Genomic DNA, 12,721 nt, shown 5'->3' on the forward strand with positions numbered 1-12,721 from the left:
GTGGCGGAATAACGCGCATCCTCACGGTTGACCCTCTTCCCCCCATCCGGCCAACACCCTATAAGCCAGCCAGTCTGCGCCCGTGGGGGAGTCGCGGATATAAGACACATGGGAACGGCACAATATGTTTGGCTTAGGCAGCATCTTTTCGTCTGATATGGCGATCGACCTCGGAACCGCGAACACGCTGGTGTATGTGAAGGGCAAAGGGGTTGTCCTGTCCGAACCATCGGTCGTGGCCTACCACATGAAAGACGGCCAGAAGAAAGTCCTGGCCGTGGGCGAAGACGCCAAGCTGATGCTGGGCCGCACACCGGGCAGCATTGAGGCCATCCGCCCCATGCGCGAAGGCGTGATTGCCGACTTTGACACCGCCGAAGAGATGATCAAACACTTCATCCGCAAGGTGCACCGCCGGTCCACTTTCTCCAAACCCAAGATCATCGTCTGCGTGCCCCACGGCGCGACCCCCGTTGAAAAACGTGCGATCCGTCAGTCCGTGCTGTCCGCCGGTGCCCGCCGCGCCGGTCTGATCGCAGAACCCATCGCGGCCGCCATTGGCGCAGGCATGCCGATCACCGACCCCACCGGCAACATGGTCGTCGACATCGGCGGTGGTACGACCGAGGTTGCCGTGCTGTCGCTGGGTGACATTGTGTACGCCCGCTCCGTGCGCGTCGGTGGCGACCGTATGGACGAGGCAATCATCAGCTATCTGCGCCGCCAGCATAACCTGTTGATCGGTGAATCGACTGCCGAACGTATCAAGACCTCCATCGGGACCGCCCGCATGCCCGACGACGGACGCGGACAGTCCATGATGATCCGCGGCCGCGACCTTTTGAACGGGGTGCCCAAGGAAACCGAGATCAGCCAGGCCCAGGTGGCCGAAGCCCTCGCCGAGCCTGTCCAGCAAATCTGTGAGGCTGTGATGACCGCGCTTGAGGCGACGCCACCCGATCTGGCGGCCGACATCGTGGACCGTGGCGTGATGCTGACCGGCGGTGGCGCGCTGCTGGGCCAGTTGGACCTTGCTTTGCGCGAACAAACCGGTCTGGCCATTTCAGTGGCGGACGAAAGCCTGAATTGCGTGGCCTTGGGCACCGGCAAGGCACTGGAATATGAAACCCAGTTGCGCCACGTTATTGATTACGACAGCTAACACTCGCGGGGGGAACCCCTTTGGCACGTAAGGATCAGACAGAGGATTTTGTGAACCCCGTCCGGCGGCTGCTGGTCGGCGTTCTTGTGCTGTTCATGCTGGCCACCTTCCTGATCTGGCGTATCGACAACCCGCGCGTGGAACGGTTCCGCATGATGGTGATCGACACGGTCGTGCCCAGCTTTGACTGGGCCATGGCGCCTGTGACGGGCATGGTTAACCTGCTGTCCGACTTTCAATCCTACCAACGACTTGCGCAGCAAAACTCCGATCTGCGCCGAGAATTGCAGGACATGAAAAGCTGGCGTGAGGCCGCAATCCAGCTCGATCAGGAAAACGCCCGTCTGCGCGACCTGATCAATGTCCAGCTTGACCCGCAACTGACCCGGATCACCGGCGTGGTCATGGCCGACAGCGGGTCACCCTTTCGTCAGTCTGTCCTTCTCAACGTGGGTGCCCGCGATGGTATTCTGGATGGCTGGCCTGCGATGGACGGCATCGGGTTGGTGGGCCGCATCTCCGGCGTGGGCGAAGTCACGGCGCGGGTCATTTTGGTGACCGACACGTCCAGCAAGATCCCCGTGACGATCCGTCCATCCGGCCAACGGGCCATTTTGTCCGGCGACAATACGATCAATCCAATCCTCAGCTTTATCGAGGACCCCGATCAGGTAAAACCTGGCGACCGGATCGTAACATCAGGCGATGGGGGCGTGTTCCCCGCTGATCTTCTTGTGGGACAGCTGGCGCGTGGTACCGATGGCCGCTTGCGGGCGCGCCTATCGGCAGACCTTGAACGCCTCGAATTCCTGCGCGTTCTGCGCAGCCAACCCACCGCGCGAATAGAAGAGGCCGGAACCCTTTTGGCCCCGATGACATTTCCCTCCGCCGAGGTCGAAGACGTCACAGCCGTGGTGGAGGAGCCGGACGATGGATGACAACGTCCTGCGTCGCAGGTGGATCGGGCGCATTACATTTACGCTGCTGGGTCTGGCGGTGATCTTTTCACACCTCATTCCCTTGGAAACAGTCCCGCCCAGCTTTGGCGGACAATGGTTGATGCCCATTGATGGGGTTGTCACCCTTAACGATCAGGCCAGCGCTGTCGCGCCCGAACCGATCAGCACACCATCGCGCTGGATTGCGCCGGACCTGCTGTTGCTGATCACGCTGGCATGGATCGCCCGCCGACCGTCCTTTGCGCCTGTGGCGATTATTGCTTTGGTCTTCTTTCTGTCCGACATGCTGTTTCAACGTCCGCCCGGCCTTTGGACGGCGCTTGTCCTCATCCTGTCGGAAGTCCTTCGAAAGCGGAACCGGTCCATGCGCACGTTACCATTTACCCTTGAATGGATCACCGTTGGGTCGGGGATCGCGCTGATCACGGGGCTGTATCATGTGATCCTGTCGGTGGCCTTGGTGCCACAGGCCGCGCTGGGGCTGACATTGGTTCAGCTTATCCTTACAATTGCCGCCTATCCGATTGTTGTTTTTGTCTCCTACGCGGCATTCGGCGTAAGCCGTCCCGCACCCGGAGAAGTGGATGCACTGGGGCACAGACTATGAGACGTGGACCAAAGGAAACCGCCGAAGGCGCACGCCGTCTGTCCAGACGCGCTGTTTTGCTGGGCACTGCGCAAATGGGGGTCGTGGCCATCCTCGGCGGTCGTATGGCGACCATGCAGGTCGAACAGGCCGATGAGTTCCGGATGCTGGCGGAAGAAAACCGCATCAACCTTGGCCTTATTCCACCCGCGCGCGGGCTGATCTATGACATCAACGGGGTCGTTCTGGCAGACAATGAACAGCACTACACCATCACGATGACCCGCGAAGGCGCCGGTGACGTGGACGAGGTTCTGGCCCGTCTCAGCCGCCTTGTCGCAATCGACCCCGAGCAACTTGAAAAGGCGCGCGAGGAACTGCGTGTGCGCTCCTCCTTCGTGCCCGTGACTGTGGCCGAACGGGTCAGTTGGGAAGACATCAGCCGCGTCACGGTAAACGCCCCTGCGCTGCCCGGCGTCGTGGCAGAACTTGGCCGCAGCCGCCACTATCCACAGGGCCCGGATATGGCTCACGTGGTCGGCTACGTCGGGCCTGTCTCCGACTATGACCTCAGCCGGATCGAAGATCAGGACCCGCTGTTGCAAATCCCCCGCTTCCAGATCGGCAAGACAATGGTTGAAAACAACCTTGAACAGGATTTGCGCGGATCGGCTGGAACCAAGCGCGTCGAAGTGAATGCCGCAGGCCGCGTCATGCGCGAACTTGACAGGGTCGAAGGGCTGCCCGGCTCCGACGTGCAACTGACCGTGGACGCCCGCCTGCAAAACTACATACAGGCCCGGTTGAGCGGTGAAAGTGCGGCGGCGATCGTGCTGGACGTGACCAATGGCGACATCAAGGGCATCGGTTCGGCCCCCAGCTATGACCCGAACCTTTTCGTGCAAGGCATTTCTGTCGCGCTTTGGGATGAACTGAACGAACGTGAAGTTGACCCGAAACTGCACCGCCGTCCCCTTGCCGCAAAAACCGTACAGGGTACCTATCCGCCCGGATCGACATTCAAGATGGTCACGGCATTGGCTGCACTTGAGGACGGTGTCGTGAACGCTGATGAAACTGTCCGTTGCGTCGGCCATTCGGATGTCTTTGACGTCCGCTTTCACTGCTGGAAACGTTCCGGCCATGGGAACATGAACCTCAACGAAAGCCTCAAACAGTCCTGCGACGTCTATTACTACGATATCTCCCAACGGGTCGGGATCGACAAAATCGCCGCTATGGGCCGCAAACTTGGTCTGGGCGAACGCCATGATCTGCCCATGTCTGCCGTTCGATCCGGCCTGATGCCGGACAAAGCGTGGAAACGGGAGGCCCGCGGAGAGGACTGGCGCGTGGGCGACACAGTCAATGCGTCAATCGGACAAGGGTATGTGGCCACCTCGCCCCTGCAACTGGCGGTGATGACGGCCCGGATCGCCACGGGCAATGCTGTAAAACCCCGTTTGGTCAAATCTATCGGCGGCGTCGAACAGCCCTCCGGCGCAGGTGAAAGCCTTGGCCTGAACGAAAACAATTTGCGCCGCATCCGCCGTGCGATGTTCGATGTGTCCAACAACAGCCGTGGCACAGCTTACCGGTCCCGCATTGCGGAAGAACGGTTCAAAATGGCCGGCAAAACCGGCACATCCCAGGTCCGCGCTATTGTCCGCGACGAGAATGGCCGCGTCATCACCCGCAACGAAGACCTGCCCTGGAACGCCCGCGACCACGCGCTGTATGTGGCCTATGCGCCCGCTGACAATCCCAAGTACGCTGTGGCTGTGGTTGTGGAACACGGTGGCGGCGGGTCCGTGGCTGCGGCCCCGATTGCCCGTGATGTGCTTTTGCAGGCCCTCTACGAAGGCACCCCGCCGCTTGAGGCTTATCCCGCGGCAGTCCGTGGGACCATCGCCAACCAGCAGCGCCAGATGGAGGCGATGTTGCGCGATATCCAGCCTGGCCGCGATACGGACCAGGCATAGCGTCATGTCCTATTTAGAATATCAGGTCAAATACGTCCCCAGCGGATTTCGCAAGTTGATGTACCTCAACTGGCCCGTGGTCTTTTTGATCACGGCTGTGTCGGGCTTTGGTTTTCTGATGCTCTATTCTGTTGCCGGCGGGTCGATGGACCCTTGGGTGACGGCCCAATCCCAACGTTTCGGGCTGGGCCTTGTGGTTATGATGGTCATGGCCCTGATCCCGATCTGGTTCTGGCGCAACATGGCGTTGGTCGCCTACGTGGTGGCACTTTTACTGCTGGTGGCCGTCGAATTTGTAGGCGTCGAACGCAATGGATCACAACGGTGGATCGACCTCGGCCCAATGGATCTGCAACCATCGGAGCTGATGAAGATATCGCTCGTTATGTTGCTCGCGGCCTATTATGACTGGTTGCCGCTAAACAAAGTCAGCAAACCCCTGTGGATTATCATTCCGCTGATTTTTATCGCTGCACCCGCTTATCTGGTGCTCAGCCAGCCCGACCTCGGCACCACAATCCTGCTTGTGACCGGCGGCGGGGCAATCATGTTTCTTGCGGGTGTCCACTGGGCCTATTTCGCGACCGTGATCGGTGCAGGCATTGCGCTTGTGACAGCCGTTTTTCAATCACGAGGGACGGCATGGCAAATCCTGAAAGACTATCAGTACCGGCGGATCGACACCTTCATTGATCCCACGCAAGACCCCTTGGGCGCGGGCTATCACATCACCCAGGCGAAAATCGCGCTCGGGTCCGGCGGCTGGACGGGCCGGGGCTTCATGCAAGGAACACAAAGCCGTCTGAACTTCCTGCCTGAAAAACACACCGACTTCATCTTTACCACGCTCGCCGAAGAATTCGGCTTTCTCGGGGCCTTCGGCCTTTTGATCCTTTACGCGCTCATCATCATCTTCTGCGTCATGTCCGCCGTGACCAACAAAGACAGGTTTGCATCGCTCGTGACAATGGGGGTGGCCGTGACGTTCTTTTTGTTCTTTGCCGTCAACATGGCAATGGTCATGGGGCTGGCCCCTGTGGTGGGCGTGCCGCTTCCGCTGGTCAGTTATGGCGGATCGGCCATGCTGGTCCTGATGGTTGCTTTCGGTCTGGTCCAGTCCGCCCATGTCCATAAACCGAGGTAACAGATGACGGTGAATGCCCTGTTTGTCGGGTCCGGTCGGGATTGGGATACATATGCGCCCGCCCTGATCGCGGCCTTCGCACGTCTGCCCCGGCATGTGGTCCTGAAGGCAGATCACGCGCCTGACACGGTCGACTACATCGTGATGGCAGGGTCACACATCATCGAGGATTTCTCCCCCTTTATCCGTTGCAAGGCGCTGTTGCGTTTGTGGGCGGGGGTCGAAGACATCGTCCACAATGAAACAATCACATTTCCGATTTGCCGGATGGTGGGCGGTGGTCTGGATCAGGGCATGGTGGAATGGGTCGTGGCCCATGTGATGCGCCACCATATCGGAATGGACAGGCACATCCTTGGACAAGACGGAATTTGGCGCGATGGATTTGTGCCACCCTTGGCAGAGGACCGGCCAATTACGATCCTTGGCCTCGGCGCTTTGGGCACAGCCTGCGCGCGGGCCCTGTCCGCTTTGGGGTTTCCCGTAACAGGGTGGAGCCGCACGACAAAGGATATAAGCGGCATCCGTTGCCTGTCCGGCCCCGTCGGGGACGCCCTGACACAGGCACAGGGCGTCATCTTGCTGTTGCCCAAAACCCCGGACACCGAACACATCCTGAACGCCGAAACCTTGGCAAAAACAGCCAAAGGTGCATTCGTATTGAACCCCGGACGGGGTCCGCTTATTGACGATGACGCCCTACTGGCCGCTTTGGACAGCGGACACATCGCACATGCCACGCTCGACACGTTTTGCACCGAACCGCTGCCGGACAGCCATCCGTATTGGGCGCATCCGTCTGTGACGGTGACACCGCATATCGCCTCCGCCACCCGCCCGAGACCCGCCGCCGATGTCATCGCCAACAATCTTCAGCGCGGCGAAGAGGGCCGCCCGTTTCTGCACACAGTTGATCGCACCGCCGGTTATTAAGGCCCCGTTTCTCTGGTTCGAAAATACCTCCGCCGGAGGCACCAAAATTCATGGAATTTTGGTAACCCGCCCCGCAGGGCCTAATGGAGCTTCGGCGGCTTGTCGGGATCCATGCCGGGGTTCAATCCCGGCTGTGCCGGCATCTGTGGCGTCGGCAAGTCGAAGCGCAGTCCGACTTTCGCCACCCGCTCCGCAATGCCGTCGCCCCCTTCAAGATGGGCAACATCCAGCATCCCCGCTTCAATTCCCGAGAATACCAAAGCTTCGTTAACCGCTGCCGTCAGCGCCCCTTCTGCCCCTTCGACCGTCCCGACAAACGCCAGCATATGGCCTCGTCCGCCACCCTCGTAGGTGACGCCGCACAAATATGCCTCAACGGCCAAACCTGCCGCTGTCGCGAGCTTGCGGTCCAACGCCTCCAACAGGCTTTCGGGCAGCCCTTGTGGTGGCGTCAGTTCGGTGATCTGGCCTTCGACCTCTTCGGGGTCGGACCCTAATGTTTGCGCCAACCAGTCCACGGCCTCAGCCGGGATAAGCATGGCGGAGGAGGCCACACCCATGTTCAACGCCATACCGATGCGCTGGTGTTCCAGCATCTGCGCCATGCCGCGACCGGACAAAGCCGCGTAGGGGGCGATTTTGCCATAAAATTCAACCATGCGGTCTTCACGATCAAAGATCAGAACGAACTGCTGGTCCTCGACCTCAAACAGGGCGGGTGTAATCTGGTCGCCGTCCGCCTCGCCCTCCAGCAACATGAACAGTTCACTGTCGGCCAGCCGTTCGTAAAACCGCAGCCGCGCCAGATCGTCTTCTTCATTGGCCATCATCGCCCCGTGGGCGGTGTCCAGTTCGGTCACTTCAGTCATTCAAAACCTCTCGTACACGCGCCTGAAGCGCAGGCAAAACGTCCTGCGCAAACCACGGATGTTTCTTGAGCCATCCGGTATTGCGCCAAGACGGATGGGGCAAGACAAAGATGTCAGGCGCATGATCGCGCCACCCCTCAACGGTTTGCGTCACTCCGGCTCTGCCGCCCAGATGATACCGATGTGCCGCGCCGCCGACCAGCACCTTCAGGCGGACGTGCGGAAGGCTGGCCATGACGCTCTCGTGCCAGGTCTGGCCACAAATACGTGGCGGAGGAAGATCGGCGCCCTTGCTGTCGTAGCCCGGAAAACAAAAGGCCATCGGCACGATCGCGACGCGGTCTTTGTCATAGAACGTTGTTTCATCCATCCCGAGCCAGTCACGCAAACGGTCGCCCGAAGGGTCCGTAAAGGGCCGCCCGCTTTTGTGGACACGTAAACCGGGGGCCTGACCTGCGATCAATATCCGCGCGGATGGTTTGAACCACACAACCGGTCGTGGGCTGTGCCCCGTTGCCGTCGCGGCGAACCGCGTGGCGCACAACCGGCACGCTTCGATCTGTGTTTGAAGACCCATACCTTCCCATCTACCTCAAGGTTCGGCAAAGACCAGCCTGACGGGGACATTCCGCGAAGGCTCCCCTCAAAATGCTGACATAGACATTGTAAACCAATCCTTAGCGCCGACATAATATAGCCAGATTGTTCACTTATCGAAGACAATAGCGGGCAAACGTGTAAACGATAGAATAGCCCGAACAGAGGTCGCACACAGCCGTATGCTTGAGTTTGTAAATGTCAGTAAGTCCTTTTGGACAGGCACCCAGCGCAAGGTGATCCTTGATCGCGCGTCGTTCCGTGTGGAACTGGGCAACTCCCTCGGGATTCTGGCCCCAAACGGCACCGGCAAGACGACGATCATCAACATGATGGCGGGCCTTGAGAAACCCGATGAGGGTGAAATTCACCGCATGTGCCGGATCTCCTTTCCGCTGGGGTTCATGGGTGGCGTTGTGGGCAAACACACCGCCCGCGAAAATTGCCGCTATATCGCGCGCCTGTATTCTCTTGATCCCGACTACGTCGAGGCATTCTGCCGCTGGATGACCGGCATCGAGGAATACTTTGACATGCCCATCGGAACCTACAGCTCGGGCATGAGGGCGCGGTTCACCTTCAGCCTGATGTTGGCGCTTGAATTCGATATGTACCTGATCGACGAAGGTATGCCGCAAACCACGGATGCAGAATTCAATCGCAAGGCAGGGGAAATCCTGCGCGAGCGTTTGTCCAGCACCACAGTTATCATCGTGTCCCACCAAGCCGCGACACTTGAAAAATTCGCCCGGTCAGCAGCCGTTCTGAACAACGGCCAACTGACCATGTTTGACACCTTGGAAGAAGCGAAACAGCTCTATGACTACGAAACCCAAGGCACAGAAATTCCGGATACGACGTTCGTCAACAGCGGCTGACCAAACCGCACCGACGACCCCCGATCCGGCACGCCCGCCCGCAGCCCCAGCGGCTGCGGCCACAGGCGTTGTGGACAGCGCCCAAACTGTCGCGGCGGAAACAAGTCTGGACGCCATCCGGCAGGAAGGGCTGACAGGACGTCAGCTGCGTATGGCGCGGCGGGTCGCACAGAAAAACGGTCTTGCTGTAACGTCCGATTTCGATGCTGTGCGGCAGTTACGCCAGCAAGGTATCGACCCTTTCCAGCGCGCAAATGTTCTGGAACTGGTGGCACCCACGGATCAGCAGGCCAAACCGGGCGGCAACCAGATGCAGGCCGCAACAGCCAAGGTTCCGGCCAATCAGGCCAAGGTGCAGCTTCCCCAAACCGTTCAACGACAGCAAAGCCTGCCATCGACCCAGTTGGGCGCTGGATCAAATCCGGCCGAACTTCGGGCCAACGAAATTCGCAGTATTCAAAGGGACATCGCCCGCCGCAGACGTCGCAATCTTGCGCTGCTTATGGTCCGGTTGGGCCTGTTTATTCTGCTGCCCACCATTGCCGCCGGATACTATTTTTACAATATCGCCACCCCGATGTATGGCACAAAATCCGAATTTGTCATTCAACAAGCCGAGGCACAGGGCGGCGGCGGACTTGGCAGCCTGTTTTCGGGCACGGGTCTTGCGACGCAGACAGACAGCACCACGGTGCAATCCTACATGACCTCGAGAGAGGCATTTTTGCGCCTTGATGCCGATCATGATTTTACTGCGCATTTTTCCGACCCCGGTATTGATCCGATCCAACGGCTGGAGGAAGACGCGACGGTTGAAGCGGCCTACAGCCTTTTTCAGGATCATGTGAAAATTGGCTATGACACGACCGAAGGCATCCTCAAGATGGAGGTTATTGCCGCCGATCCAGCAAAAAGTCAGGAATTTTCCGAAGCGCTGATCGGCTTTGCCGAGGAACAGGTCGACCAGCTGACCCAGCGTATTCGCGAAGACCAGATGGCCGGCGCCCGTATCACATTCGAAGAGGCCGCAGCCCGCCGCAATGAGGCGCTGGCCGAACTGGTGCGCATCCAGCAAGAAACCGAACAGGGACCCGTCGGCGCGGAAAGTGCTGCGTTGCAACAGCGGATCGTCAACCTGCAGGTCCAGCTTGATGATGAACGTCTGAACCTCGCGGCGTTGAACAACAACCGGCGCCCGAACGAGGCGCAGGTGCGACAGGTCGAAAGCCAGATTACCATTTTGCAAGACCAGATCGACATTCTGCGCAGCCAGTTGTCCGGTGATGGGACCATCGTATCGAACGATGCGCGGCTCAGGTTGGCCGAGGAAAACTATGCCTTTGAGGTCGGCAATGTTCAGGCGGCCCTGATGTCAATGGACAGCGCCCGGATCGAGGCCAACCGTCAAGTCCGCTATCTGTCCATTTCCGTGTCCCCTATTGCGCCGGATGAACCCACCTACCCGCGCGCTTTCGAAAACACGTTGTTGGCCTTTTTGATCCTGTCGGGAATCTATCTGATGATTTCGCTGACCGCATCCATCCTGCGCGAACAGGTCAGTTCATAGCGAAGGCCCCCCAGAAGATCCCGACATCACTCGGGATCTTTCTGGCGGGCTGTGCAGCGGTCATGTTGCTTGCCCGCACACTGTCAGCGCCCTAACATCATCGCATTCTTATGGGACGTATTTGACATGGTCTTCGTTCGCCTTCTGGCCGCTTTATTATTCTTTCTGCCGGCCAATATGGCCCTGTCCCAAGACACGGCATCCGGCCCCATCACAACCGAACAAAGCTTTCAGCAGGACGCGGATATCGCCAACCGCATCCGCGATATTCTCGGGGAGCTGGGAAATTACGATGATATTACCGTCACGGTCGCCGACGGGGTCGTCACGCTGCGGGGCACGACCAATTCACTTGTCGAACGTCAGGATCTTGATGTTTTGGTAAACCGGGTTGAGGGCGTGGTCGCTCTCAAGAACGAAGTGACGGAAACCACTGACATCGCCCGAAGGCTCGATCCGGCGGTGGACCGTTTCATGGGGCGGATCGAACAACTGCTGGTGCAGCTTCCTCTGGCGCTGATATCATTAACCGTCTTTTTGCTGATCAACTGGATCGGCGCTTGGGTCGGACGGTGGCACCAACCGTGGGACAGGCTTGCCCCGAACGCCTTTATTGCAGAATTGTTCAGAACGCTGGCGCGGATCGCTTTTCTGATCGCGGCCATTGTCATCGCGTTGGACATTATGAATGCCACCGCGTTGCTTTCAACGATCCTTGGGGCGGCCGGTCTGATCGGTTTGGCCATCGGTTTTGCTGTTCGCGATACCGTCGAAAACTTCATTGCTTCGGTCATGCTGTCGATCCGTCAGCCGTTTCGCCCCAACGACGTGGTTGAGATTAATGGGGACGAGGGTAAAGTCATCCGCCTGACTTCACGGGCCACGATCCTTCTCAGCTTTGATGGCAACCATATCCGTATCCCCAATGCGACCGTGTTCAAAAGCCGCATCATCAATTTCAGCCAGAACCGTGAGCGCAGGTTTACCTTTACGATTGGTGTGGAAAGCAGCGCCGACCTTGGCAGCACCCGTGAACTGGCCATCGACACCGTTCGCAATCTGCCCTTTGTTCTGGATGCACCAGCGGCGGATGCATGGATCGGCGAAATCACGGACGCGGGTATCGAAATTATTGTGGTCGGCTGGATCGACCAGACACAAACGTCCACCGTCCGCGCCCGGGGGGAGGCATTACGCCTTGTCAAACGCGCGATAGAAGCCTCGGGCGTCTCGTTGCCCAATACGACCTACACCATCGAAATGGCCGCGTCCGTGTCCGACGACGAAAATGACGCGGCATCGCCCGCATCGCAGGATGCACCGGTTGAAAGTGCTCAGGTCGCGGAGGTCCGGCCAGCATCGGATGAGGCCTTGGACAAACTGATTGACGCGGAACGACGCGGGGACGAAGCCGAAGATCTGCTGCGCGAAGACGCGGCTCAGGAATAACAAATAACGCCGATTCAGGGCTTGAACCCCGCAAATCTTTTTCGTATCCCATCCCTCGCTGCTGGGATGTAGCCAAGTGGTAAGGCAACTGTTTTTGGTACAGTGTACCGTAGGTTCGAATCCTACCATCCCAGCCAGCTTTCTCCTAACCCATTGAAATATTTAAGACGCGATGCGCGTTTTGGGATTTGAGTCCCAGCTGCATCTCGTAGGTGCATCTCGTCTATGCATCTCACTCGGTTTGCGACTGAAAGTTTCGACACCTTCGAGTCTGAGGGGAAGTTGAGATGACCGGCCTAAATTATGTCACCCGCCGCGGCGCAATCTATGTCTGGCGCAGGCGCCTGCCCGCCTGGGTGTCCAAGACTTCGTATCTGCAAATCAGTCTTCGGACGCCGAAGTTTTCCACAGCTAAGGTTCTCGCCAATCTTGTGAACGCCGGTTTCGCGACCTGTATAAACCGCATGAAGAGCCAGCAGATCACTCAAGCAGAGGTGCAGCGCGTCTTGTCTGATTTGGTCGTGCAGGAGCTCGAAAAAATCGAAGAGGACCGCTACTATGAGCCGGATGCCCCATCGCCAGAAGAGTGGCGTCA

The 12,721-nt window shown here is 58.8% G+C and carries 12 protein-coding genes and 1 tRNA gene; 11 read left to right on the top strand and 2 right to left on the bottom strand.

Annotation, left to right across the window (positions count from 1 at the left end):
• Positions 1–124 precede the first annotated feature (124 nt).
• From QZ653_RS08435 to QZ653_RS08460, 6 genes are read left to right on the top strand one after another with little or no spacing between them, the layout of a single operon-like run.
• Entirely contained in the window at positions 125–1,162 is a 1,038-nt protein-coding gene (locus QZ653_RS08435; protein WP_296419453.1) for a rod shape-determining protein, read from the top strand.
• A 20-nt stretch (positions 1,163–1,182) separates the two neighbouring features.
• Positions 1,183–2,100: a rod shape-determining protein MreC gene (gene mreC / locus QZ653_RS08440; RefSeq protein WP_296419455.1), complete on the top strand. Its 918-nt coding sequence runs from the start codon at positions 1,183–1,185 to the stop codon at positions 2,098–2,100.
• On the top strand, positions 2,093–2,728 hold the full coding sequence (locus QZ653_RS08445; RefSeq protein ID WP_296419457.1) for a hypothetical protein: 636 nt from the start codon (positions 2,093–2,095) through the stop codon (positions 2,726–2,728). The genes mreC and QZ653_RS08445 overlap by 8 nt, the downstream gene beginning before the upstream one ends.
• Complete coding sequence (gene mrdA, locus QZ653_RS08450; RefSeq protein WP_296419459.1) at positions 2,725–4,689, top strand: penicillin-binding protein 2; 1,965 nt, start codon at positions 2,725–2,727, stop codon at positions 4,687–4,689. The genes QZ653_RS08445 and mrdA overlap by 4 nt, the downstream gene beginning before the upstream one ends.
• Before the next feature lie 4 nt (positions 4,690–4,693).
• Positions 4,694–5,833, top strand: a complete 1,140-nt coding sequence (rodA, locus tag QZ653_RS08455; protein WP_296419461.1) for a rod shape-determining protein RodA — start codon at positions 4,694–4,696, stop codon at positions 5,831–5,833.
• A gap of 3 nt (positions 5,834–5,836) precedes the next feature.
• Positions 5,837–6,766, top strand: coding sequence for an NAD(P)-dependent oxidoreductase (locus QZ653_RS08460; protein WP_296419463.1), 930 nt, complete (start codon positions 5,837–5,839; stop codon positions 6,764–6,766).
• An 80-nt stretch (positions 6,767–6,846) separates the two neighbouring features.
• On the opposite strand, the gene QZ653_RS08465 is transcribed toward QZ653_RS08460, so the two are convergent.
• Together QZ653_RS08465 and QZ653_RS08470 are read right to left on the bottom strand one after the other, a co-directional pair.
• Complete coding sequence (locus tag QZ653_RS08465; protein WP_296419464.1) at positions 6,847–7,635, bottom strand: SseB family protein; 789 nt, start codon at positions 7,633–7,635, stop codon at positions 6,847–6,849.
• A complete protein-coding gene (locus QZ653_RS08470) occupies positions 7,628–8,212 on the bottom strand; it encodes a uracil-DNA glycosylase family protein (RefSeq protein ID WP_296419467.1) in 585 nt (194 codons plus the stop codon). Before QZ653_RS08470 ends, QZ653_RS08465 begins: the two co-directional genes overlap by 8 nt.
• A 202-nt stretch (positions 8,213–8,414) precedes the next feature.
• Between QZ653_RS08470 and QZ653_RS08475 the strand changes: the two genes are divergently transcribed.
• The 5 genes from QZ653_RS08475 to QZ653_RS08495 all read left to right on the top strand — a co-directional run.
• Complete coding sequence (locus QZ653_RS08475; protein ID WP_296419469.1) at positions 8,415–9,110, top strand: ABC transporter ATP-binding protein; 696 nt, start codon at positions 8,415–8,417, stop codon at positions 9,108–9,110.
• On the top strand, positions 9,052–10,677 hold the full coding sequence (locus QZ653_RS08480; protein WP_296419471.1) for a capsule biosynthesis protein: 1,626 nt from the start codon (positions 9,052–9,054) through the stop codon (positions 10,675–10,677). Before QZ653_RS08475 ends, QZ653_RS08480 begins: the two co-directional genes overlap by 59 nt.
• Before the next feature lie 126 nt (positions 10,678–10,803).
• On the top strand, positions 10,804–12,126 hold the full coding sequence (locus QZ653_RS08485) for a mechanosensitive ion channel domain-containing protein (RefSeq protein ID WP_296419473.1): 1,323 nt from the start codon (positions 10,804–10,806) through the stop codon (positions 12,124–12,126).
• Between the two features lie 62 nt (positions 12,127–12,188).
• A tRNA-Gln gene (locus tag QZ653_RS08490) sits at positions 12,189–12,263 on the top strand.
• 150 nt (positions 12,264–12,413) lie between these two features.
• Positions 12,414–12,721 (top strand): DUF6538 domain-containing protein (locus tag QZ653_RS08495; protein WP_296419475.1); only part of this gene is annotated, 308 nt, incomplete at its 3' end.

The sequence above is a fragment of the Pseudooctadecabacter sp. genome, from assembly GCF_020627745.1.
Taxonomy (GTDB): Bacteria; Pseudomonadota; Alphaproteobacteria; order Rhodobacterales; family Rhodobacteraceae; genus Octadecabacter.